General features: G+C 68.0%; 19 protein-coding genes and 1 pseudogene. 10 read left to right on the plus strand and 10 right to left on the minus strand.

Annotated features, from left to right (window positions below):
- Positions 1–72: 72 nt before the first annotated feature.
- From PV796_RS06285 to PV796_RS06295, 3 genes and pseudogenes are all read right to left on the minus strand, one after another.
- On the minus strand, positions 73–2,406 hold the full coding sequence (locus PV796_RS06285) for a tyrosine-type recombinase/integrase (RefSeq protein ID WP_274911918.1): 2,334 nt from the start codon (positions 2,404–2,406) through the stop codon (positions 73–75).
- A complete protein-coding gene (locus PV796_RS06290) occupies positions 2,403–3,473 on the minus strand; it encodes a tyrosine-type recombinase/integrase (RefSeq protein WP_274911917.1) in 1,071 nt (356 codons plus the stop codon). The genes PV796_RS06285 and PV796_RS06290 overlap by 4 nt, the downstream gene beginning before the upstream one ends.
- A gap of 213 nt (positions 3,474–3,686) precedes the next feature.
- Positions 3,687–4,442, minus strand: a pseudogene (locus tag PV796_RS06295) (transposase family protein).
- 197 nt (positions 4,443–4,639) lie between these two features.
- On the opposite strand from PV796_RS06295, the gene PV796_RS06300 reads away from it, so the two are divergent.
- Together PV796_RS06300 and PV796_RS06305 are read left to right on the plus strand one after the other, a co-directional pair.
- A complete protein-coding gene (locus PV796_RS06300) occupies positions 4,640–5,197 on the plus strand; it encodes a hypothetical protein (protein WP_274911919.1) in 558 nt (185 codons plus the stop codon).
- A gap of 165 nt (positions 5,198–5,362) precedes the next feature.
- Positions 5,363–6,190: an SDR family oxidoreductase gene (locus tag PV796_RS06305; RefSeq protein ID WP_274911920.1), complete on the plus strand. Its 828-nt coding sequence runs from the start codon at positions 5,363–5,365 to the stop codon at positions 6,188–6,190.
- Between the two features lie 367 nt (positions 6,191–6,557).
- Here PV796_RS06305 and PV796_RS06310 read toward each other — a convergent pair whose 3' ends face one another.
- The 3 genes from PV796_RS06310 to PV796_RS06320 form a co-directional block, all read right to left on the minus strand.
- Positions 6,558–8,210 (minus strand): AMP-binding protein, encoded by a 1,653-nt coding sequence (locus tag PV796_RS06310; protein ID WP_274911921.1) that lies wholly within the window; start codon positions 8,208–8,210, stop codon positions 6,558–6,560.
- A gap of 163 nt (positions 8,211–8,373) precedes the next feature.
- Positions 8,374–9,654 carry a wax ester/triacylglycerol synthase domain-containing protein gene (locus PV796_RS06315; RefSeq protein WP_342456888.1) on the minus strand — a complete coding sequence of 427 codons (1,281 nt, stop codon included), beginning with the start codon at positions 9,652–9,654 and terminating at the stop codon, positions 8,374–8,376.
- Positions 9,655–10,069: 415 nt separating this feature from the next.
- A complete protein-coding gene (locus PV796_RS06320) occupies positions 10,070–11,350 on the minus strand; it encodes a cytochrome P450 (RefSeq protein WP_274911922.1) in 1,281 nt (426 codons plus the stop codon).
- 719 nt (positions 11,351–12,069) lie between these two features.
- Between PV796_RS06320 and PV796_RS41995 the strand changes: the two genes are divergently transcribed.
- The 5 genes from PV796_RS41995 (at position 12,070) to mug (ending at position 17,656) form a co-directional block, all read left to right on the plus strand.
- Positions 12,070–12,222, plus strand: a complete 153-nt coding sequence (locus PV796_RS41995; RefSeq protein WP_342456889.1) for a hypothetical protein — start codon at positions 12,070–12,072, stop codon at positions 12,220–12,222.
- Positions 12,223–12,650: 428 nt separating this feature from the next.
- The gene (locus tag PV796_RS06330; RefSeq protein ID WP_274911923.1) at positions 12,651–14,789 is read left to right on the plus strand and encodes an MMPL family transporter; all 2,139 of its coding nucleotides are present in this window, start codon (positions 12,651–12,653) and stop codon (positions 14,787–14,789) included.
- Positions 14,790–15,436: 647 nt separating this feature from the next.
- Positions 15,437–16,027 carry a hypothetical protein gene (locus PV796_RS06335; RefSeq protein ID WP_274911924.1) on the plus strand — a complete coding sequence of 197 codons (591 nt, stop codon included), beginning with the start codon at positions 15,437–15,439 and terminating at the stop codon, positions 16,025–16,027.
- A 215-nt stretch (positions 16,028–16,242) separates the two neighbouring features.
- Entirely contained in the window at positions 16,243–16,947 is a 705-nt protein-coding gene (locus PV796_RS06340) for an IS6 family transposase (RefSeq protein WP_274918885.1), read from the plus strand.
- 205 nt (positions 16,948–17,152) lie between these two features.
- On the plus strand, positions 17,153–17,656 hold the full coding sequence (mug, locus tag PV796_RS06345; RefSeq protein ID WP_274911925.1) for a G/U mismatch-specific DNA glycosylase: 504 nt from the start codon (positions 17,153–17,155) through the stop codon (positions 17,654–17,656).
- A 70-nt stretch (positions 17,657–17,726) separates the two neighbouring features.
- Here mug and PV796_RS06350 read toward each other — a convergent pair whose 3' ends face one another.
- The gene (locus PV796_RS06350) at positions 17,727–18,254 is read right to left on the minus strand and encodes a hypothetical protein (protein WP_274911926.1); all 528 of its coding nucleotides are present in this window, start codon (positions 18,252–18,254) and stop codon (positions 17,727–17,729) included.
- A 265-nt stretch (positions 18,255–18,519) separates the two neighbouring features.
- Here PV796_RS06350 and PV796_RS06355 point away from each other — a divergent pair, with 265 nt between their 5' ends.
- Positions 18,520–19,677, plus strand: a complete 1,158-nt coding sequence (locus PV796_RS06355; protein ID WP_274911927.1) for an ROK family transcriptional regulator — start codon at positions 18,520–18,522, stop codon at positions 19,675–19,677.
- A 90-nt stretch (positions 19,678–19,767) separates the two neighbouring features.
- On the opposite strand, the gene PV796_RS06360 is transcribed toward PV796_RS06355, so the two are convergent.
- Complete coding sequence (locus PV796_RS06360; RefSeq protein ID WP_274911928.1) at positions 19,768–20,514, minus strand: GntR family transcriptional regulator; 747 nt, start codon at positions 20,512–20,514, stop codon at positions 19,768–19,770.
- A gap of 355 nt (positions 20,515–20,869) precedes the next feature.
- Between PV796_RS06360 and PV796_RS06365 the strand changes: the two genes are divergently transcribed.
- Positions 20,870–21,532 carry an aspartate/glutamate racemase family protein gene (locus PV796_RS06365; RefSeq protein WP_274911929.1) on the plus strand — a complete coding sequence of 221 codons (663 nt, stop codon included), beginning with the start codon at positions 20,870–20,872 and terminating at the stop codon, positions 21,530–21,532.
- Here the strand turns inward: PV796_RS06365 and PV796_RS06370 are convergent.
- The gene (locus PV796_RS06370; protein WP_446750564.1) at positions 21,518–22,453 is read right to left on the minus strand and encodes an RNA polymerase sigma-70 factor; all 936 of its coding nucleotides are present in this window, start codon (positions 22,451–22,453) and stop codon (positions 21,518–21,520) included. The genes PV796_RS06365 and PV796_RS06370 overlap by 15 nt on opposite strands.
- 130 nt (positions 22,454–22,583) lie before the next feature.
- Positions 22,584–23,006, minus strand: coding sequence for a VOC family protein (locus PV796_RS06375; protein ID WP_274911930.1), 423 nt, complete (start codon positions 23,004–23,006; stop codon positions 22,584–22,586).
- A gap of 215 nt (positions 23,007–23,221) precedes the next feature.
- Here PV796_RS06375 and PV796_RS06380 point away from each other — a divergent pair, with 215 nt between their 5' ends.
- Positions 23,222–23,449 carry a hypothetical protein gene (locus PV796_RS06380; protein ID WP_274911931.1) on the plus strand — a complete coding sequence of 76 codons (228 nt, stop codon included), beginning with the start codon at positions 23,222–23,224 and terminating at the stop codon, positions 23,447–23,449.
- Positions 23,450–23,513: the final 64 nt, after the last annotated feature.

Here is a 23,513-nt window from a genome sequence, read left to right on the forward strand (position 1 = left end):
GTTGAGCCTGCCGTTCAGCTCGGGCGCGGTGGAGGGGCAGGTGAACCGGATCATTCTGTGGAATCAGAATTGTCAAGCTTGCTGCGGTTTGCCCTGGCGGACGTCGAGGATCGGAAGGAGGGGCGTGTTCGGTGGGACGTCGAGTTGGCGGGGTGTCGGTCCGGCCGGGGTGGGGGTGTCGGCGAGTCTGTCGAGGAGGCGGTCGAGCGCGCTCTGGCCGTCGGTGACGGCTGCTTGTTCATCTTCGGTGAGTGGGATCGAGACGGCCATTTTCTGCAAGTTTCCCCTGGCTTCGAGTAGTTGGGCTCTCGTGGAGTCCTTGGGGGTGTAGAAGTCGCAGCGTGCGCAGGCCATGCGGTGCTGGCACTGCTCGAAGAAGGTGTAGGTGCAGTAGCCGTGTCCGAGGTCGTAGTGCTGCCAGGGTTCGCCGGTCGCGGCGGCGCCGGAGGTGACCGCGTCGCGGTCGACCAGGACCTCGATGGTGCGGACGTTCCGCTCGAAGTAGCCCGCCTCGGAGTACGCCTTGGACAGAGTGTTCGGGGTGATCTTCGCGTAGTACTGGGTGGATTGTGGCGATCGATGTCCGAGCCAGGCTTGCAGCTCGAACAGCGTCATCGGTTCCTTGGCGTTGTAGAGCTGGCTGGCGATGGTGGACCGGGCCCGGTGGCTGGTGATGTTCCCTCGGACGTCGGCGTCCGGGACGCCGGCCTTGCGGCAGAGCATCGGGATGATCGTGTTGTTGATGTAGCTGGTGGAGACGCGGCGGGCGCGGACGGCGAACAGCAGCTCGACGTGCTCGCCGGTGCGGCGGTCGGTGAACTTCGGCTGGTCCGGGCGGACGGCCTGCCAGACGTCGATGGCCTGGCCGAGGATCGGGTCGACCGGCTTGGTGAAGGCGGTGCCGGTCTTGTGGGTCGGGACGTCGAGCAGGCAGACCGCATCGCGGGCCAGCACCTGTTGCGAGTCGCCTGCGATCGAGTTCCCGTCGTGCTGCCAGCGGATGCAGCCCAGTCTCAGCCGGGCGATCTCGTTGCTGCGTTGACCGGAGAACAGCCAGGTCAGCGTGACCGCGCGGACCAGTTCGAAGGGGTAGAAGTGTCCGGAGCGGGTCTGTGGAAGATCCGCGGGGTCGAGGTTGAGGCCGGCCCACAACAGCTTCGCCCAGACCTCGTCGGCGATCACCCGTGGGTCGGGGCCGAGGAGGGCGGTGATGCTGCGGGGGATCGCCAGAGCGCGTAGTGGGTCGAAGCGGCGGGGCAGCCACTCCCACTCCTGGCAGTCCCGAAAGAAGGTCCGCAGCGCAGTGATCTGTCCGGCCTTGGTGGGTGCCTCAAGCGGCTTGCCGAGCCGGTCCTTGAGGCCGACCGTGCGCTGGACGTAGTCGCCGACTTTCATCCGGTCCAGTGCGCCGATCCAGGTCGCGCAGGTCTGCCGGGTCCAGTCGGTGGGATCGGCGGCGTCGGGCTGTTCGGCGGCGATCCACCGGCCGACCCGCAGGAGGGTGGAGCGGATGCTGCCGCGGACGCGCGGGGTGAGGGTGGAGGTGTCGTGCCAGCGGTCGGCCCACTGTTCCCAGATCTTGGCGCCGCCAGTGGCCCGCGCCGAGTGACGGCCGGTGCTCTGCAGGGGTGGATCGCAGAAGCCGAGCGCGGCGACCGCCCGCTGCAGGGCGTGCAGGGTGTTCAGCCGGGCGCCCTCCAGCAGCCGGTCGCGGCGGACCCTGTCGAACAGTGCGGTGTCCATGTCCTCGAGGTGCGGGCTGCGGTTGAGCAGGAACAGCTGGCAGGCGACCGCCGGCAGCAGTGTGTCGTCGTCCTGGCCCAGTTGATAGCCCCAGGCGCCAAGGACCGTGCGGAGGCGGGCGATCTCGCTGGTGACGCGGTCGCGTCCGAAGATCCTCCAGGACAGCGTGAGGCGTTGGAAGCTGCCGAGCTGGTGGAACTCGTTGAAGGAGCCGAGCAGGTAGGCGTGCGCCGCAAGGTAGGGGCGGACTTCGTCCCCGGCCCAGGCGGGTGCGTTCTGCCGGAACTCGGCCTGGGTGCGGCCGAGTAGATGGGCCCACTCCTGCGTGGTCCACCCCCAGTAGGCCCGTCTGGTCTGCGCGCTGTGCGTCAGCAGAAGGGCAACGACGTCGAGCATGGCCCTTCGGCGGTGCGGAGTGGGAGGTGAGTCGAGTGCCGAGTTGACCGCCTCCAGCGGACCCAGCAGCCGTGCGATCATGCGCCAGCCCGGTGCGGCCGGGTCGTGGTACTGCAGCCGGCGCAGATTGCGCACACCGAGTTCGAGGACGGCCTGTGTCTCCGCGGGGCGGACCTTGACGGTCGTGTCGTAGCGGTCCGGGATGATCGGCCAGGACCAGCGACCGCCGACGTCCTCGGGGACGATGGCCAGCGACGATGCGATCACCGCGACACCTCCGCCGTCGCGCCGGCCGGGGCGGTGAGCATCTGTATTCGCCAGGCATGAATGTGGTCCATGCCGCGGGCCAGCTTGTCGGCCAGGTCCCGGCCGGAGAGGTGGATGTACTGAAGGGTCGAGTCGGTGTGACGGTGTCCGGCGAAGGACGCGATCGCGTGCAACTCCCAGCCCATGCGGGCCAGATCGGTCAGACACAGGTGCCGGGTGGTATGCGTGGAGAACCGCTCGACACCGGAGGTCAGCGCGAGTTTGCGGACCACTTTTGACCAGGTCCACAGGCTCAGCGGCTGGGCGTGATTGCGCCGCGATTCCGACAGGAACAGCGGTCCCCGGGCCCGGCTGATCCGGGCGCGGTGGGCGAGGTAGTCCGACAGCAGTACCCCGGTCGGTGCCGAGTAGGGCACCACCCGCTCCAGCCGGTTCTTCGTCGTTTCCGCTCGTATCCGCAGCGTGCGGTGGGCCGGATCGACGTCGTCGGTCCGCAGTGAGCACAGTTCCTCGCGGCGCAGGGCGGCGTCGTAGGCCAGGGCGAGCATCACGCGGTTGCGTACCGGCTCGCGCTTGGCGACCTCCAGGACGTTCAGCCACTGCTGTTCGCCGGGAATCCACGGCAGCTTCGTCAGTCGGGGCACCAGGCCGCGCTGCGGACCGCCGTTCCGTCGGCCGGGGGTGTAGCGCCCCCGGCCGACGGGGTTGGACTCCCGCAGCCCCTCTTCCATGAGGAAGTCGTAGAACAGGCGGACCGGCACGAGCCGCTGCTGGATCGTCGCGTTCGCCAGCCCCGCCCCCGAGTCGATCGAGATCACGTTCGCACCCCGGCGGTGCGGCCGCGAGGTCAACTCCCGTACGTAGACGGCGATATGGGAACGGTTCGCGGCGACCGGGTCGACACCCTCCCGCTCGCACATCAGCAGGTACTCGGCCAGTCCCCGGCCGTAGGCGTCGATCGTGCGGGGTGCACGTCCGAGATCCGTCCAGACCGTCAGCCAGGCCGCTGCCTGCTCGTGCCGGCCGAACACCGGCCACTTCTCCGTGAGCACCGTCGTGCCGCTCAAGCCATCTCCCAAGTCCGTGGTTGCACCGGAGAGACATGATCACCCCGGCAGATTCCACGTAACTTCTAAGACTCTTAAGCGGCAGATGTTCGGCCGTGCGGGCCTGGACCTCCTGCGCAAGCGCGTACTCCTCGCCGCGTGCCCCGGCGTCCGGCCCGGCCCGGCCAGTGACCGTCCGTCAGCTCAGCACGGAAAGTGATCCAGAACCACCGTTCACCCGTCGCCGAGAGTGAGGACGGCCTGGACGAGTTTGGTGATCCGAGTGGTCGAGCACCGCAGTTTGCGAAGGAGCCACCAGGACTTGCGGGTTGCGATGGCCCGCTCGACGAGTGCTCGGATCTTCGCGTGGGACCGGTTCACTGCCTTCTGGCCTGCGGAAAGGGTCTCCCATCGGCCCCAGCACAGGATGCGGACCGTGCCGCCGACACCTCGGTAGCCTTTGTCGGCCCAGCACTTGATCCCGGCCTCGGTCAAGGCGTCGACGATGCCGTGTTCACGAGCTGCGCGGACATCGTGGACGGCGCCAGGCAGCGCCGGTGAGGCCCACAGCAGCCGACCGAAGGGGTCGGCGAGGACCTGCACGTTCATCCCGTGTTTCTGGTGCTTGCCGGAGTAGAACGGGCGGTCCGCGGCAATGCGGTCGATCGGCAGGAGCGTGCCGTCCAGGACCAGATATGCCTTCACCGACGCGGTTCGCACCGCGTCGGCCAGGCTGGGGGCGAGGGCGGCCAGGAACTCGACAGCCTCGGTGACGTAGCGTTAGGCCGTCGTGGTTCCGACGCCGAACCCTGCCGCGAGCTGGGCATACGTGTGGCCCACTCGCAGGTGAGCGAGCGTGAGCAGGGCCTGGCGGCCAGCACTCAAGCGCCGCCAACGCGAGCCGATCTCGTGGCGGTGCCGCCGCAACTGCTGGGCGAGGAAGCGCAGGGCAGAGCTGGACACGTCGACGCCCGACGGGTAATCAAGCACGTGAAGCCTCTGGTGGAGACGGTTCTCTTGGTCGAAAACCCATCTACCAGGGGCTTCACCATGTTGCCAGCCCAACTGCCGGACTTAAACGTCAGGTTGGAAAGGGCTCATTCCGTAATCCCGCCGTGTGGGATTCGTGCAGGACATTCGCTTTCAACGCTTTCAACATTACTTAATAGAGGGAGGGAGGTGACGCCATGGCAAGAGTCGGGTACCCAGACGAGGCGGGATTGCGTGCGCACACGAGGAACGCGTTGCGCGACTTCGGAGTCGACCTCAACATCAACCACATCATCAGTAACGCTGACAACTTGGCAGCCTACGTCATCAAGCTGGCCGGAGCGAGCTTCGCTCACACCACGCTTCACCCCAGGTGTCGTGAACTGATAGTCCTCGCCACCGCCAGACGCAAGGGGCGTTGCGCCTATGTGATGGCGAATCATCAACCAGCCATGGTACGACTCGAGTTGGCGCCCGCCGAGATCCTTCGAGGCAACGTGGCAAGTCTGGACGCTTCGGAGCAGACGCTGTACGCAGCGCTGTGCTCACGGGATTCCCTGCAGTCCTGGAGCGAAGCGACTGTGCGGCATCTCGCGTCCCATTTCAACGACGGACAGATCGTGGAGATTCTGATCCTGGAAGCGATCTATGAGCTGTACGCGAACATCGCTAATGACCTCGATGTGGAAGTCGATGCCCGTGGCGATGAGATAGCAAAGAAATTTCCCGCGGAAGGAAGTGGCCCACAAGGCTGACCCCGCAAGAAAGATAGAAGGGGACGGGAGCTGGAACCATACACCTCCCGCCCCTTCCTCTCCATCGCGCTGAGAATCCCACCTCTGTTCGTTGCGGGCCGGAACTTTGTGGCGCAAGGATTTCCAGCGAAAGCACGTGTTGTACCGAAGGTGCGAGAGGTGCCGATGACTGGAACAGCGGGCACATACGATTTCAGCGGCAGGACCGCTCTGATCACGGGCGGCACGCGAGGCGCGGGCCTGGGAACAGCCGAGGCGTTCCTTGCCACAGGCGCCAATGTCGTGATCACCGGCCGGGACCAGGCCAGGGTCGACTCCGTCGTTCAACGGCTCGCGGACAGACACGGCTACCGGGTCGACGGGATCAAGGCGCACGTGGCGCTGGAGGACGATCGTCACGTGTCCCTCGGACTGTGTCTGAGCAAGTACGGATCGGTGGACATCCTGTTCAACAACGCCGCCGTCAATCCCTACGTGGGCCCCTGCATCGATATCCCTACCTCCGCGGCAGACAAGATCATGCAGGTCAACGTGCTCGCCCCGCTCGGATACATACAGCAGGCATGGGACATGTGGATGCGGGACAACGGAGGGGTGGTCATCAACCACGCCTCCATCTCAGGCTGGGCCCAGGTGCCCCCCGTCACCGTGTACGGCGCCTCGAAAGCGGCGCTGATCTACCTTACGCAAGCTCTCGGAGCGCAACTCGCCCCCCGAGTGAGGGTCAACGCGATCGCCCCAGGCACCATCGAAACCGGCTTCGCCGACTGGATGTACAAGGGGCGTGAGGAGGAGTCGGCCAGCTATTACCCCATGGGCAGGCATGCCCTGCCTAGCGACATCGCTCAGGCCGCGCTGTGGCTGGCCAGTGAGCAGTCGACCTACATCACTGGGGCAGTCATCCCCGTAGACGGCGGCATGATGGGATACGGCTATCCGGACCCGTACGTCCAAGGCCTCGGGCGGGCAGCCCCGGACCGACACCGCACCTGAGCGGCATGGCCACGAAAGGCTCGGCCGGTCCCTTTCGACGCTCCTCTCGCCATGCCCACAGGATTCCCGGACGCGACGTCCCTCCTGCGTCAGTCCCATCTCCTATCACCACGGAATGGCATCACCAGACGGATCGTCAACCCCAATTTCGAACCTCAGTAATGCGAAGCCAGGGTGGACCTCCGGATCGTGTCCCAGCCGTGGTCATCACCACTGGGGGTACACCTTGTTGACCCCGTACAAGAAGCCCTTGCACCGATCGCTGACCGAGGCGGAGAAGGACCGGCCCCACCGGCAATGCGATGGCTCCATAGGCTGATTAAGCACAAAGGTCCGCCAATTTCATCTATTGAGTACCCAACTCGCCTTATCCTGACGTCGAACTGGAGGAAGGGTGCGAACTCGATCCGGGTGCTTTCTTATAGGTACTGTCAGGTTCTCGTTGGTTACGGGGCAGGCTGTAGACGTCACGTACTGCCCGGCGCTGTAGTTTTCCGGTCTCAGTGCGGGGAAGTTCGGCCATGAACTCAATGCGTCGTGGACATTTGAAGGAGGCGGCTTTGGTGGTGCAGAAGTGTTTGAGTTCCCGGGCGAGCCGCCCTCCAGCGCGGTCCTGAATGACTGGCTGGACGACGGCGGTCACGCTTTGACCCCACTCGGAGTCAGGGATTCCGATGACTGCGACGTCGGCGACTTCTGGATGCTTCAGCAGGAGCTGTTCGATCTCGTTCGGGTAAATATTTACCCCGCCTGAGACGATGAGATCGTCTCGGCGATCGAGAAGAAACAGGTAACCTTCTTCGTCAATGTATCCGATATCCCCTACTGTGATCAGGTTGCCTGCTCGCATACCGACCGTCTTGGCGGGGTCGTTATGGTAATCGAAGGCGGGCGCCTGGCCTTGGACGCCGAAGTAGATGGTCCCCACCTCACCGTGAGGGGAGGGAACATGGTTGTCGTCGAGAATGCTGACAATGCTGCCGGGCCAGGGCCGTCCTACGGTCCCTGGTTTGGCCATCCATTCTTCAGGGCTTGCCAGAGTCACAAGGCCTTCCGTTGCCCCCAGGTACTCCCACAGTACGGGGCCCAGCCACTCCAGCATTCTCTGTTTGAGGGCAACGGGGCACGGAGCGCCGGCGTGGATGACGCACTGCAAACTCGAGAGGTCGTAGGTGCGGCGGACGCGGTCGGGCAAGGACAGCAGCCGGTGAAAGTGAGTTGGCACCATGTGGGTGCTCGTCACCTGGTACCGTTCCACATCCTGCAGAAAGCCCTCGGCGTCGAAGTGGTCACGCAGTAGCACGGTGTGGCCGGAGTGCAAATAGGCCAGCGCATGGGTGCCCGGGGCCGCGTGGTAGAGCGGGGAGCAGACCAGGTGTGTGCCGGTGCCGGGGATGGAGCCGTACAGCCCTGTCAACGAGGCAAGGGCGGCTGCGGACTGTTCTGGGGTACGCCCTCTCAGCCTTCTCCGCACGCCGCGAGGCCGCCCGGTGGTTCCCGAGGTGTATCCCATGATGGAGCCGGCACTTCTGTCGCGCGGGGCGCTGCTGGGGTAGCCGGCTGACAGCTCACCGTATGGTTGCCAGCCCTTCGCCGGAGCCTCGCTGTCTGTCAAGAAGCGGTGTGCGGGCAGATGTCCGGCGGGCACTGTGGCCGTGAGTGCGCTGGCGCAGTCCGTCGACGCGATAATGACTTTGGCACCGCTATCGCGGACCATATATCCGATCTCCGGGCCGGAGAGATGATGATTCACCGGCACAAAATACAGTCCAATTTGCCCGGTCGCCAGGGCGATTTCCAAGAATTCAACCCCATTTGGCATTGCGGCAGCGACGACGTCTCCGACCGTGAGCCCCAGTGATCGTAGGGCGTTCGACAGTCGGTGGACGCGAGAGGCGAGGGCACCGAAAGTGATCTGCTCCTCGACATCGAAGACCGCGACACGCTCTTTTTCTTCGGCGGAATAGCGAAAGAAGCTCTCACCGGAGAATGCCGTTGGAATTCCGATACCGTGGGACATCTACTCTTCCTGGGGTGGCGGGTTAATGTGGTTGCAGCGCAGTGTTGACCCCGGCATGTAGTCCGCAATTCCTTTATGGTCGACAGTGGGCAGTCGGTGACCATTAATGAAGGATTTTTCAGCGATGGCTCTTTTTGCTGCGGGTTCCGTGGTTTTCCGGTGTTCAGCGCACGCCGGAATCGGTTTGAGGTGTTACGGCGTCGCGCAGTTCGCTGACGGCCTCGTCCAGGCACATGCGGAAGTACGCCGCGTCCCGGATTGCAGCGGGGTCGAGAGTGATGGCGATATGGCACATTCCCTGATAGCTGGTTAGGCACAGCATGACGGCAGAACCGACGAGCGGAGCAAAGCCGTAGATTGCCTCGACACGGGCGTCGAACATGTTAAAGGGGCGTGACGGCCCCTTGACGTTGCTGGTGAGAAAATCAGACTGTGCCATGCATCGCAGGGTGATGGGAACGACTACGGGACTGACCAACCGCCAGGCCATAGCTCGGGTGAGATGTTTGGTTTCTGCGGAGCGCTGTACGATCCGATTGACCCGACGGATCCGCTTCAGTGGATCCGTCTCGGAATCGGGCACCACGAAGTAGAGACCTCTGAACTGATTTCCCGGCTGAGCGGGGCTAGGTGGTGCGACAGCCACTGGGAAGGCGGTTGGAACTCTCTTCAACGGTACTCCGAAGCGTTCATGATAACGCGACATGGCGGCGAGGACTGAGGCGAGGAAGGTGTCGTTGATCGTCCCGCCTGCCGCGCGTCCAGCTGATTTGAGCCAGTCCAGTGGTACGTCAAGCGTGATGAGTTGCCGTTCAGTGCTCCGAGTTCGCCATAGAACGGAGCGGGAAGCAAAGAGATAGGGCGGGAAAAGAAGCGCCCCCTTGATAGGCGCGATAACCCGCCGGGGCAGAGAGCTATCTGAACGGATTTTCGACGGGCGTGGTGACGGGGCAGTCTTTTTCATCATCTCGGCGGTAAGCCCGCTTAGGCCCTGCGCGTCGGTCAGGCAATGATGGAAGGATAGGATGTAAGCGGCCCGGCCATTGTCGAAGCCCTCTACCAACGAGGCCTCCCACAGGGGCCTGTTCGGGGCCCATTGCTTGGCTTGCGCCCGACGGCACAGTTCCAAGATCCCTTCCATCCCGCTGCCCGGTGCCAGCGTGACCCGGTGCAGATGCTGGTCCACGGAGAAGGAACGGATGTCACACCACGTGGGGCTCGCCCAGGGATTTCTCGGAGATCTCACACTCTGCCGAGCGCGGCGGACATGCTTGCTCACGTTGTGATGGGCTGCGCGAAGCATCTCCCAGTCCGGTGTGCGATCCAGCAGGTAGGTGATGACGACGTTAGACCGAGTCCGGGAGTCTTGGCCAAGGCGCCACATCATCGCGTCGGCGGGGAGCATCCGGTTGGTCGGTGTGCGTCCAAGAACTGCATGATTCATGAACTGCTCCTACGGCATGTCAGTAGCAACGCGCGTGATGCCAAGGTATTCATGTCTTTCCGCGGATGTTGCGTCACCAGGAAAAATCCTGTCGACAGGCTGTGCGCGCCATCAGGAGTGCGTAGCCGCACAGGCTTCCAGGACCTTGATCCGCTGCCCTCGGCGCACACGACGATTTACCGCAGGACACATGCTGGCCCAATCTGACCGGTATCTCCCGCTCGCAGGAATACCTGAATGCGCACTGGGCCTCAATGTGTCTAGGAAGGGGGTGAAGCGTGGTGTGGGCCGTCCGTTACCAGCGAGGTGACGATGCCGGGGAACCCTCGAAAACCCGAGTGGTGCGTAGTGCTCGCTTGGCCCCGCGCCCTGCAGAAGCTAACAGGACATACGGTTGCACCCCTAGGTATCTGCCTCATCTCTCCTCCGAACGGATCAACACTTCCTCCGGTGCTGTCGTTCCTGGTGTAGGTGTTGGGCCGTGCACGTGAACTGGCAGCTTGTCCAGAATCCGGAGATGGAGGATGCCGGAGCGCGTCAGTTTGTCCTGCGGTTCGGCTAGTGCCATGGCGGGGAAGCGCCTGGCGAGGGTGGTCAGCGCCACTCTGGCAACGAGCCGGGCGAGTTCGGAGCCCATGCAGCGGCGGCGCCCCCGGCCGAAGGACAGGTGTCGTGGCTCGCGCCCAGCCGGGCAGAGCCGGTCAGGGTCCTGGTAGACGGTGTCGTCACGGTTGGCGGAGTCGATAAGAGGGAAGACGAGGTCGCCCGCGTGGATTGCGGCCCCGCCCAGTTGCGTGTCCCGCAGGGCGAGTTTGACTTGGCCGAACGGCGAGGGCGGGGTGCGGCGCAGGAGTTCGTCGATGGCCCCTCCGGCCTTGTCCGCAGCGCCCGTGAGCCGTTGCCGCAGCGCAGGGTCGGCGACCATGGCCAGGGCGCCCTCCGCAAGCAGCGCGGCGGTGGTCTCGTAGCCCGTCGCCAGCAGGATGACGATTATTGAGGCGATCTCCTGGCGGCTCATCGTGCCGTGCTGCTTATGGGAGTCGATGAGCATTGCGATGAGATCGTCACCGCTGCCGCTCCACTTCCGCGCCATCACGCGCAGTGCCAGCCGGTGCAGTTCACGCGAGGCGTGTTGCCATTGGGGAGTGGCTGGATCGAGCCAGGCGCTGACTGTGCGAAGGTGTTCCGCGAACTGCGCGTGCAGTTCGTCCGGGATGCCGAGCAGCCGCCCGATGACTGTCAGCGGGACGGGGACCGCAAACTCCGCCACGAGCTCGGCCCTCGCCTTGGCGCCGAGCCGGTCAGCCGCACGGTTCACCGTCTCGGTCACAAAGGGCCGCCATACGTCGATTCGCTGCTTGGTGAAGAAGGGCACGGTGAGTCCGTACAGCCTTGCGTGATCTGCTCCCTCTGTGTTGAACAAGTTTCGGGGGGTGGCTGCGAAGTAGTCCTCCGGATAGCGCTGCGTCCCGTATCCGCAATCGGGGTTCTGCGCCTGTCGCCAGTCGCGGGTCAGTTCCTCCGCGCGCCAGAAGTCCAGCACGTCGTGGTACCGCGTGACCGCCCAGATTCGTGGACCGCCCGGCAATTGCAGCCGTTGAACCCCTCCGGCCTCGCGCAGTTCTCGCCAATCGGGCAGTTCGCCCCGGGAATGAGCGCCGGCGTCCAGGTGCCATGTGCCGGAAGCGAATTGCACTACCTGAGCAGAGCCTGAACCCACAGTGGTCTCTCCCCTTGTTCGGAATCACACATGAACACTCTTGGAACCGGGCCCGCGAAACCGAACTCTGCCGGCTCGGCCGTGAGGCAGAGGATCATGCGGATGGTGGACACTCAGCGTGATGCAATCAGGGCGGTGCAGGCAGCCTCATAAGAGCCGCTGGCCAGCGGATGCGCCCGCTCAGGCCAGGCAATCGCACTGCTTGGGGCAATAACGCGGTGACGTACCCGGAGGTCTCCAGGCTAAGGGCGGATTGGCCGTCAGGCGGCCTCTGCCTGGCCGGAGGTTATCGCTCATCGCGGCCCGTCGGCAGACGGTGATGAGACGCTTCCTGCGCACGCGACAAGACTTGGACGGGCAGGACAGCCATCCGCAGCCTCAAACTCGATGGCTGTGGTGGCCGGTGTGACCGTGACTGAAGTCCTGTCACCTCACCGGGCCTTGTCTTCATCCGTGGCGGTCTCTCATGTCCCAGCGCAGGCGACGTCATCACAAAACGGGAGTGAAACGTAGTTGACCGCCGGAGGGTACGACCGAGGCCATCAAGGCCACCCAGTTGCCTCATACGTTCACGACCAATCGTGTACGGACACTCGCCGAATTGACTTTCGCATAGGCCGAGCCGGTGCCTACGGCCTTGTCAAGCCTCCAAGAGCGATGCTTCCAGGGGCGGCACCCACTGATCAGAAACTCAAATGGTTCCCTTCGAGGATGTAGCGGTCGTGGAGGCCGCCGAAGTAGCCGCGGAAGGTGTGGGGTTGGCGCTGGTTGCGGTGGAAGAACCTGCGGGTGTCGGCTGCGAGTTGGGCCTAGAACGTGTTGTGGAAATGATCGACCGCGCTGCCTGACAGCTCGCAGCCCACGGACGGCTTCGGCCAGATCAGGGCCGTAGGAAGCCCAGCAGATGACTGAGCCGTCGGCGTCGAGTTGTCCCACCCCGCCCTATACCCACATCAACGAACCCACCCCGAAGTAGTCACATGATCGGTCGGACAAGTCCAGTGAAAGAACCTTGGCAGACACGCAGTTGGTGGGAGGGCCGTAGGGGGCGGCTATGCCATCGTGAGCCACACGTTCCACAGACCCAGCGTGCTGGTCGTCGCGTCCGGCTCGCCGGGCACGGACCGGACCAGGAGATCGGATACATCGTGCTGAGGCCTGCATGAGAAATCCGGAGTGCGATATGCCCCCTTCCCCTGCCGTGCGGACCGGCCGTGCGGCGCGGCTCGGTATGGCTGCTGCCCGTCATCCGCGCTCTGTGGTCGCAGTGTGGCTGATGCTCGTCATCATCTCGGCGGTGCTGTTGCCTCTCCGGCTGGGTGCACTGAGCGTTCCTGCCGCCGATCTGGAAGATTCGCCTGCGCTGGAAGCCGCCACGGTCATCAGCAGGGGATTCCCCCGCCTGGGCAGCGAACAGATGCTGCTCGCCTTCGATTCACCGGATATCCCCGCAACAAATCCGGCTTATCAGAAGGCGGTGTCGGCGACCGCGCGGGCGCTGACCGGCCGGGCGGGCGTGGGCGATGTTCTCCCGGTGCCGCAGGTGGCCGGCCAGCATTCCCGGCATTGCTATGTGGCCATCGGCATCCGAGGGGATGCAGCGACCCGGCAGCGGAACCTGCCCCTGTTGCAGGAGACCGCCTACCGCGCCGCACGCGAGGCCTCTGGCGGCCGTGTCTCCGTGGCCGTTGTCGGGCTGACGCCTGTCCTGGCCGAGCTGGTCCGCGCCGATCTGAGTGATCTGCAGCTTGTCGAGGCCGTCACCGTGCCCGTAGCCGGCCTGCTGCTGGTTCTGGGCCTGGGCACCGTCGGTGCCGCCTGTGTCCCGATGCTCGTCGCCATGCCCGCGATCCTGACGGGGACGGGCGTGATACTGGCTCTGGGCCTGCTGACGCCCGTCGACACCACCGTGCTCACCGTGACCACCACAGTCGGCCTCGGTCTCGGCCTGGACTACGCGTTGCTGATTCTGCTGCGCTACCGACAGGCCCGCTCGGATGGCTGCAGCCCGATAGAGGCCGTTGGCCGGGCCACCGCGACTGCCGGCACTACCGTCTCCTGGTGCGCCCTCGTGGTCATCGCCACCAGTAGTGCGCTGCTGACGATTCCCGTCCGATCGGTACGCATGCTGGCCCTGAGCGCGATGACAGCGGCCGGCGTCACCCTGTGCGGCGCACTGACCCTGCTGCCCGCTCTGCTGCCCCGCTTGGACCGCCTGCTGGAGTTGGGCCGGGTGCGCCACCGCGCCCGGACCACGGCGGCTTCCGGAGCGGAGGGCTGGTGGGCACGCTGGGCACGACATCTGATGCGCCGCCCCTGGCCGTACCTCCTCGCGGCACTCACCGCGCTCGTCCTGACCGCCCTCCCGGCACTGGACTTGCACCTGGGACTGCACTACGACCGCACCGCCATCGCGCATACCGAGACCGGCCGCGGGCTCCTGCGCATGGAGCACGACCATCTCGCCAGCGTGACCGTCCTCGCACTGCCCCATCCGCCAGGGACTCCGCCGGTGGAGACCTCGCACCTGGCTGCGGCGCTGCGCGCTGATCCGCGCGTCGCCCTGACCGGGGCGCTGGACAACGGCACCGACCTGACCATGCTCACCATCGGTGAACGCCACCCTCCCGACAGCACCGCCTCCGCCGCACTCCTCAACGACCTCCGCCAGTTGGCGCCGCGGCTGCTACCCCCCGGGCAACAAGTGCTCATCGCAGGGCCGGCGGCCGCGCTACAAGACCTCAAGCACACGGCCGTCACCGGGTTGTGGCAGGTGACGGCGATCGTACTGGCCGGATCCTTCATCCTGCTGCTGCTGATTTTCCGCAGCGTGCTCATCCCGCTGAAGGCCATCGTGATGAACGTCCTGGCCCTCGGCGCCGCCTTCGGCGTGCTCACCCTCGCCTCCGGGTCCACGGCGTCGGCAGGGCAGATCAACGTCCTGATCCCACCGCTGGTCCTCGCCCTGGTCTTCGGCCTGTCCATGGACTACGAGGTCTTCCTGGTCCACCGCGTTGCCGAACACTACCGGCGCTGCGGTGACAACACCGCAGCCGTCGCCCACGGCTTGCAGCACACCGCTCGCACCATCACGCTCGCGGCCGCGGTCATGGTCGTGACCTTCGCAGGGCTTCTCGCCACGCACCGCCAGGACTTCCAGCAGACAGGCCTGGCCGTCACAGCAGCCATCGCCATCGACGTCACCCTCGTACGCGTTGTCCTCGTGCCCTCCCTCATGCGGCTGCTGGACCACCGCAACTGGTGGCTGCCGCAGCCACTGGTCCGCCTCCTACCAGGCGACGTATCCACTGTTTCTGAACGTACGGACGGTTCGGCGCCAGCCATCGCTGTCCCCGAACCGCAGACCGGATCCCCTGGGGAGAACTTCCATGACTGTGCCAAGCCGTATTCCTGACCGGCGGAGCAGCCTGCCAGCTGCCCAGCCGGTTCTGGCCGACGATCAGACCAGCCCGGTAGGTCTTCAACAGCCGTTCAGCCCAAAACAGCTCAGGATGGTTCAGCGGACCCCCTGATACATCCGGGCCTGATCGGCCCGGAGCGACCTCGTAATCCGCACCCCATAGGCCCAGACTCGCAACCGACCGTGCAACCGGGAACGGACACGGCCTGCCGACCACAATCGATCGGCAGAATCCGCAGGATGGCGGCACTTGCGGACATGTCCACCGCTTACCGCGCCTCCTCGGACCGCAACAGGCGGTCCGACGATCGCGAAGACCTGCACCTCGTCGTTGCCCCCCACCGAAAAAGCCCCTTCCCCGGTGCCAACCGCTACCGCCCAGTGGTACCCCTCGCCTGGCATCGCCACCAACCCATATCCGCGCCTTCAGCACATCCCGATTACCCCAACCTGTTGCTCCGTTCCACCACCATCGGCGCCTCCACGTCCGAAGCCCCCGCCCTGCCGCCGACAAGACCCCCACTCGCAATGGCCTCGAAGCGTCGCAGAGAACCAGACGGCAATTCCCCATGAACCATCTACAGCCACCCAGCATCGGCCACACCCGCTCCTCGGAGCGCCAGCATTCCCAGGGACCGAACATGCCTCATGTCCACCCCGCACGCCTCCTCAGGGCCTCGGCCCTCATCCTGCTGGCCGGCTTTCCGTTGCAAGGCTCGCCCGCGAACAGCGCCGCCCTGCCCCGCCAGGTCCAACAAGTCGTCCAAAACGCCAATTTGACATGTGCGGTCAGCACGCCGCGCGGTAGGCCGCTGACCTTCGACCCACCCCTCAGCCTGATCCAGGACACGATCACCATGCACGGCCGACTGGCCCTGACCGACTGCACCACTCGCAACAAAAAGCTGAAGCAGTTGCGCTCCGGCCAGTTCGCCTTCAACGGCAGCAGCAAATCCACATGCACCAGCGCCCAGGCCATCCACGGCCAAGGGACCATCACTTGGCACGATGCCCACGGTCACACCATCGGCACCTCGACGCTCAGACCCACGCTCCGCCACATCACCACCTACAACCCCGGGGACGTTCTCCTGGGAGGCACCGTCACCCGGGGGCTGATGTCCGGTGCCCGCGTCGCCGGCAGTGCCACACCCACCAGCAACGTCAGCGGCTGCCTCCTGGGCGGACTGCACAGCATCCAGGGAAGCGGGAAAGTGACATTCCGAGCCTGAGGAACCGTTGCGGTGCTGGGTACCGCCCGCCCGGCCACCTTCGCCGATATCGGAGCCACGGAACCAGCCGACTCGACGCCGGCCCGCACCTGCTCGACCAGGCGGTTCAACACCGCCTACAAACAGGCAGTTCGCTCTGCTCGGCGTTGTCAAGTTCGTGGCGGTGAGCGTGATGATCTTGGTGGGGATCGTCGTGGGAAGGCCTGCTCGTGGACATGCCCCCGCCGTACAAGGGGTTCCGGTTCCCGCCGGAGGTGATCGCGCACGCGGTCTGGCTGTACCACCGTTTTCCCCTGCCCTTCCGTGATGTGGAGGAGCTGCTGTTCGAGCGCGGGATCACGGTCTCCTACGAGGCCGTGCGCCTGTGGTGCGAGCGGTTCGGGCCCGAGTGCGCCGCCCGGCTGCGTCGGCGACAGCCGAGGCCGGGCGATAAATGGCATCTGGGCGCGGTGTTCCTCAAGATCAACGGGAAGATGCGCTACCTCTGGCGGGCCATCGACCAGGACGGCAACGTCCTCGACATCCTCGTCACCGGCAAGCGTGACACGGCCGCGGCCAGGCGGTTCTTCCGCAAGCTCCTCAAGGGCACCGGGACCGTGCCGCGGGTGATCGTGACCGACAGGCTCCGCTCCTACGGCGCCGCCCACCACCAGGTCATGCCCTCGGTGGAACACCGCAGCTCGAAGTACTTGAACAACAGGGCCGAGAACTCACACCTGCCCACCCGGCAGCGGAAATACGCGATGCAGGGCTTCCGCAGGGCCGGCCCGGCACAGAGGTTCCTCACCGCCTTCAGCCGGATCTCCCCGCACTTCCGCCCCCACCTGTACACCGCCCCCGACTACCGCACCAAGATGACCAACCGCTTCACCGTCTGGCACCAGATCACCGGGGCCGCCCGCATGGCCATGACCGGCTGAACACACGGCCACCGCCCGCCCCCGAACACCCTCAGCACGCTCCAACCCGCCTGCAACTCCAGCAACTTGACAAGCCCCTCCACCCGCCTGCCCGCACAGCTCAGGCCGTGCCTGCACATATGCCTGGCTCACGAAGAACAGGTCCACAACCCCTCCGGCTGAGAGAACTCACAACCGTCAGGGGTAACGAGAAGCTGCCTATCCAGTGCTGAGGGACCGGCGCCCCGATGAGAGTGTCTGCAACTGCCGCATCAACCCCGGGCTCATGACGGCGGTCACCGGGCACCATTTCGCGCGCCCGGGCAACCGCTTCTGGCCCGTGCTGCACGCCGCCGGCTTCACGCCCCGGCAGTTCCGCCCCGCCGAGCAGGGCGAACTGCTCGACCACGGGCTGGGCATCACCAACGTCGTGGCCCGGCCGACCGCCCGGGCCGACGAGTTGACGGCCGAGGAGTACCGCGAGGGCGGCCGGCTGCTGGCCGAGAAGGTGGCCCGGCTCCAGCCGCGCTGGCTCGCGGTCGCCGGGGTCACCACCTACCGCGTCGCCTTCGGCGACAAGCACGCCGCGATCGGCCCCCAGGAACGCACCCTGGGCGCCACCCGCATCTGGGCGCTGCCCAACCCCAGTGGCCTGAACGCGCATTGGACGCTGGCGACCATGGCGGAGGAGTACGGACGACTGCGCACGGCGGCGTTCGCCGAGTCCTGACGGGGTGGGACGACGGGCGTCGGGGCAGGTACCGGGCGCCCGGACCCGGGCGCGCCCGGGCGGCTCCGGGCTACGGCGCGGGGGTGTCGTCCCCGCCCGGTATTTCGCCCTCCCCCGGTGGCCGCGCCGCCACCGCGCCCAGGACCTGGCGCGGCTGCCCGGGCTCCAACGGCCCGGCGCCGACCGCGATCCAGCGGCCGCCGTCCCGCCACGCGTACACCCGCGGCACCAACGTGCACAGCAGGTCCAGCGGCGCGGGGACGGGCAGTCCCCGCGCGCTCCGCTCCAGCGCGTCCGTGAGGTCGTGGACGACCGGCTCGCCCCACCGTAAGGACACCACCGCGACCAGCGCGGCGAGTTGCTCCGTGCACTCCTCGCGGGCCGTCGCGGCGTCCGCCGGGTCCGCGTCCCACAGCGGGCCGCTCGCCCACAGCGGCGCCACGTGGAAGCCCGGCCCGCTCTCGCCGACATCGGTGGGGGTCCTGCGCTCCGGAAACGGGCGGGACGTAAGGGCGTCGAGCCGGGCGAGCGCGGTGGGCGGCCCGCCGGGCGGCTCGGGTCCGTGCGGCGCGGTGGGCACGGCGGGGGTATCGGGCATGGCGGAAGCGGTCGGGGCGGTCGGTGTGCGGGGCGGCGGGATCGTCGGGTCGGTTCGCTGGCTGCGCTGTGGTTCTGGCGTCTGTGGCGTCATACCGTCAGTAAACCGCTGGGGTCTGACAATTGGCCGTGCGCACGGGGTGCGGCCGGTTCGGGCCAGCCCCGCGGAGCCGGCCAAGCCCCGGCGGCCACGCGGCTCGCGGGACTCGCCGCACACCCGCTGACCGGCTACGATCCGCCAGACAGGCGAGGCGAGGAGACGGACGTTGGGTCGGCTCACCGGCGGGGACCCCTCCCTGCTGCGACGGATCAACTCCGCGGTGGTGCTGCACGCGCTGCGCGCCGCGGACTCCCCCACGCTCACCGATCTCGTCCAGGTGACCGGCCTGTCCCGGCCGACGGTCGAGGGCGTGATCGAGGGGCTCATCGAGACCGGGCTGGTGGCCGAGGCGCCCGCCGAGGAGGGCGAGATCCGGCGGCAGGGCCGGCCGGCCCGCCGGTTCCGGTTCGTCACGGAGGCCGGGCACCTGTTGGGCATCGAGATCGGGGCGCACCGGGTCGCGGTGGTCCTCGCCGACCTCAGTGGCCAGGTGGTGGACGCGGCGGAGCGCGACGTGGCGGAGTCAGCGCCGGCCGACGAACGGCTGGAGCGGGTCCGGGCGGTGGTCTCCGACCTGCTGCGCCGGACGGGCGTGGCCCGCAGTTCGCTGCGGGCGGTCGGCGCGGCCAGTCCGGGCATCGTGGAGGCGGACGGCACCGTGCGGCTGGGCACCGCGCTGCCCGGCTGGACCGGGCTGCCGCTCGGCGAGCGGCTGCGACGGTCGTTCCGCTGCCCGGTGCTGGTGGAGAACGACGCCAACGCGGCGGCGGTGGCGGAGCATTGGCAGGGCGCGGCCACCCATTCCGACGACGTGGTGTTCGTCCTCGCGGGGCTGAGTCCGGGCGCCGGGGCGCTGATCGGCGGGCGGCTGCACCGCGGGTTCGGCGGCGCCGCCGGGGAGATCGGCGCGCTCCACCTGCTGGGCCGGGAGGCGAAGCCCGAGGCCCTGCTGTCGACCACCGGGGAACCGCTGCAACCGCTGGACGAGGCGCAGGTGGCGGCGGTGTTCGCGGCGGCCCGGGACGGGGACGCGCACGCGCGGGAGGCGGTGGACCGCTTCCTGCGGCGGCTGGTGCACGACGTGGCCGCGCTGGTGCTGGCGCTGGACCCGGAGTTGGTGGTGGTCGGCGGCTGGGCGTCCGGTCTGGCGGGCGTGCTGACGCCGCTGCGGCGGGAGTTGGCGCGGTACTGCCTGCGCCCGCCGGAGGTGGTGGTGTCGCGGCTGGGGCAGGCCGCGATCGCCACCGGAGCGCTGCGGTTGGCGCTGGACCACGTGGAGGGCGAACTCTTCGCCGTGGAGGGCACGGTGACCGCGCGGCGGTGAGCGGCACGCCCGCGGTGCGGTGGACGGCGGCGGGCCCGCACCGGGGCGTCCGGTGCGGGCCCGTCCGACGTGGCGCGGCCGACCCGTAGGTCAGCTCGCGAGCAGCGGTTCCGTCTCGCGCTCCCCGAAGGTGAGCCGGCAGGTGTCGGCGCGGTAGGTGGAGACCGCGACGGCGACGGCCCGGCCACGGGAGACATAGCGGGTGGTGACGACCAGGACGGGCGCGCCGGGCAGGCGGTCCAGTTGCCTGGCGTCCTCGGCGCGGGCCGAGCCCAGTTCGACGGTGCGGTCCTGGCCGTCCAGGTCGAGCTCCTGGAGGGCGCCCAGCACGGCGCGGGCGCGGGCGGCGGAGTCGACGGGCGGGGCGTCGGCGTCGGCCGGTACCGCGTCGGCCCGGACGTACAACAGCTCGGCGGCGACCGGCTGTTGGGCCGAGACCCGGCTGCGGCGGACGAGGTGGGCCACCTCGCCGGGGGCGGTCTCCAACAGGCGGGCCACCGCGGCGGGCAGCTCGTCGGTCTCGATCGCGTCGACCGGCTGCCAGTCGTCGCCGGCGGCGCCCGGCCAGGTGTGGCGTGCCGGCCCGACGGCGACGCCGACCCGGGGCGGCGCAACGGTGGTGCCGACGCCGCGGCGGCGTTGGAGCCGGCCCTCCAACTCCAGTTGTTCGAGCGCCTGTCGGAGCGTGGCCCGGGCGACGCCGAAGCGCGCCGCCAGATCCCGCTCGTTGGGCAGGATCTCCCCGACCGCGAACTCCTTGTCCAGCGCGTCGCTGAGCACCGTCTTGAGATGCCAGTACTTGGGCTCCGGAGCCGTTTCCAGCTGCGTGATCCCCACCCCCCGAGGCCGCGGGCCCGCCGCGCGGACCCCATGCTGATGCGTAACGAGATGACGTGCTAACCGACCCGCGAACGAGCCGGTGACACCCGGCCCCTAGCGGGTCCGTGACACCTGGCCCCTAGCGGGTCCGTAGACACCCGGCCCCTGACGGGTCCGAGTAATGCGCGCTTCTTTATTAAAGGTTGTTGCAGTATCTCGACGATATGACCACCCCCACCCTTGGTCAAGACCAATCCCCCATCCGTTTCCGCCCGCTCGCCGCGTCTTCACCGGGCCACCAGCACCCGTTCGGCACCGTCCACGGGGCAACCGGCCATCCGCCGCGCCCGGGGCGGCCGTTAGGCTCGCGGGCATGCTCGCCCTGCTGCACACCTCACCGGTCCACGTCCCCGTCTTCGATGCGCTGCGCGACGCGGACGCGCCCGGGCTGCCGCTGCGGCATCTGGTCCGGCCGGAACTCCTGGCGGGCGCGCGGGAGTCGGGGCCCGAAGGGGTCGCGGGGGAGGTCGCCGAGGCGCTCGGCGAGGCGGTCCGCGCCGGGGCCCGGGCGGTGCTGTGCACCTGCTCGACGCTCGGGTCGGTGGCCGAGGCGGCCGGGCCGACGGCGGGCCTGCCGGTGCTGCGGGTGGACCGGCCGATGGCCGCGGCGGCCGTCGCGCACGGACCCCGGATCGCGGTGCTCGCCGCCTTGGAGAGCACCCTGACGCCCACCGAGGAGCTGATCGCCGAGGAGGCCCACCGGGCCGGGCGGCCGGCGCGGGTGCGCCACGTCCTCGTCGCGGGCGCCTGGGAGCGGTTCGAGGCCGGTGACCGGGCGGGCTATCTGGCGGCGGTCGCCGACGCGGCGCGGCGGGAGCGGGACGGCGGCCGGGCCGATGTCCTCGTCCTGGCGCAGGCGTCCATGGCTCCCGTGGCGGAACGGTGCGCGGCCGGCGGATCGGGCGGGAACGAGGTGCCGGTGCTGGCGAGTCCGCGCAGCGGCCTGCGGGCCGCGGCCCGGCTAGCGGGCGAGTGAGACCAACTTGTCCGGGTTGCGCAGGATGTAGACGGTCTCGATCCGGCCGTCCCGGATGCCGAGTTGGACGACCGAGTCGGGGGTTCCGTCGACGCGGGCGAGCAGCGCGATCCCGCCGTTGAGTTCGAGGAAGTCGAGCTCCAGGCCCGCCGGGAGCATGGCGATGACGCCGATGAGGAACCGGGCGACCCTGTCGGCGGACTCGATGATCCGCAGCGAGGACTTGGCCCTGCCGCCGCCGTCCCCGACCAGCCGGGCGTCCGCCGCGAGCATGGCCAGCAGAGCCTCCAGGTCGCCGCCGGCGGCGGCCGACAGGAACCGCTCGGTCAACTCCCGCTGCCGGCCCGGGTCGACGTCGAACCGCGGTCTGCCCTCCGCCACGTGGCGCCGGGCCCGGCCCGCGAGTTGGCGCACCGCGGCCTCGCTGCGCTCCAGGACGGCGGCGATCTCCGCGTACGGGTAGCCGAACGCCTCGCGCAGCACGAACACCGCGCGCTCCAACGGGGAGAGCGCCTCCATCACGACGAGGACGGCGAGGGTGACGGTCTCGGCGAACGCCGCCCGCTCGGCGCCGTCGGGGAGGGGTTGCCCGGGGGCCAGCACGTCAGTGGCGAGGGGTTCGGGCAACCAGGGCCCCACGTAGGACTCGCGGCGCGACTGGAGTTGGCGGAGCCGGTCGATGGCCAACCGGGTGGTGATGCGGACCAGATAGGCGCGCGGTTCGCGCACCTCCGCCCGGTCCGCGGCGAACCAGCGCAGCCAGGCGTCCTGGACCACGTCCTCGGCGTCGGCCACCCGGCCGAGCATCCGGTAGGCCACTCCCTGGAGCAGCGGGCGGTGGGCCTCGAAGACCGTGGTGGCGTCGTCGGCGGGATCGGGCAGCACCGTTCCATCCCAGCGGGCGGGCACCGCGTTGTCCACCCGGGAGGCCAGGTCACCTGCCGTTGTGGGGTGTTGCCTTCGTCTCGTCGGACCCGTCCGGTCGGGTCTTCCTGGCCGGCGCCGCCCAGTGGGGCGGCGCCTCGTCAAGTGGGGTGCGGGCGGCCGGGGTTCAGGACGCTTCCAGGACCCGCGCGTTGTTCCAGTCGCGGGTGCACAGGACCAGGCGGTAGCCGTCGGGGTCCTCGATGGTGACGCCCCAGGTGTCCCAGTAGGGGTTGTGGGCCGGTACGCGGGTGCCGCCGCAGCGTTCCAACCGGGCGACGAGGTCGTCGGGGACCGGGCCGTCCAGGTAGAGGACGAGGAGGTCGTCCGGTGTCGGGGTCGGGCGGAGCGCGCCCGTGGGGTCGAGGGTCAGCTCCAGGTGCCACGTGGCGTCCGGCGAGCCCAGCATGAGGAGGGAGTGCTCGCCCTCCTGGGCGGTGTGGCGGTGGAGTTCGCGCAGGCCCAGCCCGTCGCGCCAGAAGCGGCCGGCGGCGGTCAGGTCGCGGGTCGGACGGGCGAGCCGGAGGTGTGCGGAACCGAGGGCGGGCATGGCGGTCGCCTTCCATGGGGCCGGCCGGGCGGCGGCGTGTTACCGGAGCGTAGAGGTCCGGTCCGGTTCCTGGCGATCGGTCGGTGGTCCTGCGACTCCGGTCCCGGTTCCCGCCCCATGTGGGCGTAGTTCACCGGGAGTTCGCCCGCGCGGCACCGGATGGCGATACGAACGGGGGCGTAACGAACGCGAGGGCGGCAGCACGGAGGTAGCAGATGGCGCAGGGTACGGGCAGCGGCTTCGGACGGCGGTCGCTCCTCCACGGGGCGGCGGGCTCCGTGGGACTGGTGCCGCCCGCGGTGACCGGCGCCGTTCCGGCCGGGGCCGCGCCGGCCCTGGTGCGCCGCGGGCGGCCGCGCGCCTCCTGGGGCGTGCAGGCCGGTGACGAAGGCGGCGGGAGCTTGTTCACCAAGACGCTGCAACCAGGATGGGTGGGGCAGTAGAGACCAATGCGTCGATTGTGTCTTTTACCCGTCCGACACAAGGTGTTGGCGACCAGGCAACACC

The sequence above is a fragment of the Streptomyces sp. WZ-12 genome, assembly GCF_028898845.1.
Lineage (GTDB): Bacteria > Actinomycetota > Actinomycetes > Streptomycetales > Streptomycetaceae > Streptomyces.

Excerpts from the sequence above, each read along its gene's own strand:
- PV796_RS06300 (WP_274911919.1), top strand. The coding sequence starts at position 4,640 with ATGGCAAGAGTCGGGTACCCAGACGAGGCGGGATTGCGTGCGCACACG.
- PV796_RS06305 (WP_274911920.1), top strand. The coding sequence starts at position 5,363 with ATGACTGGAACAGCGGGCACATACGATTTCAGCGGCAGGACCGCTCTG.
- PV796_RS06310 (WP_274911921.1), bottom strand. The coding sequence starts at position 8,210 with ATGTCCCACGGTATCGGAATTCCAACGGCATTCTCCGGTGAGAGCTTC.
- PV796_RS06315 (WP_342456888.1), bottom strand. The coding sequence starts at position 9,654 with ATGAATCATGCAGTTCTTGGACGCACACCGACCAACCGGATGCTCCCC.
- PV796_RS41995 (WP_342456889.1), top strand. The coding sequence starts at position 12,070 with ATGGTTCCCTTCGAGGATGTAGCGGTCGTGGAGGCCGCCGAAGTAGCC.
- PV796_RS06330 (WP_274911923.1), top strand. The coding sequence starts at position 12,651 with ATGCTCGTCATCATCTCGGCGGTGCTGTTGCCTCTCCGGCTGGGTGCA.
- PV796_RS06335 (WP_274911924.1), top strand. The coding sequence starts at position 15,437 with ATGCCTCATGTCCACCCCGCACGCCTCCTCAGGGCCTCGGCCCTCATC.
- PV796_RS06340 (WP_274918885.1), top strand. The coding sequence starts at position 16,243 with ATGCCCCCGCCGTACAAGGGGTTCCGGTTCCCGCCGGAGGTGATCGCG.
- PV796_RS06350 (WP_274911926.1), bottom strand. The coding sequence starts at position 18,254 with ATGCCCGATACCCCCGCCGTGCCCACCGCGCCGCACGGACCCGAGCCG.
- PV796_RS06365 (WP_274911929.1), top strand. The coding sequence starts at position 20,870 with ATGCTCGCCCTGCTGCACACCTCACCGGTCCACGTCCCCGTCTTCGAT.
- PV796_RS06375 (WP_274911930.1), bottom strand. The coding sequence starts at position 23,006 with ATGCCCGCCCTCGGTTCCGCACACCTCCGGCTCGCCCGTCCGACCCGC.
- PV796_RS06380 (WP_274911931.1), top strand. The coding sequence starts at position 23,222 with ATGGCGCAGGGTACGGGCAGCGGCTTCGGACGGCGGTCGCTCCTCCAC.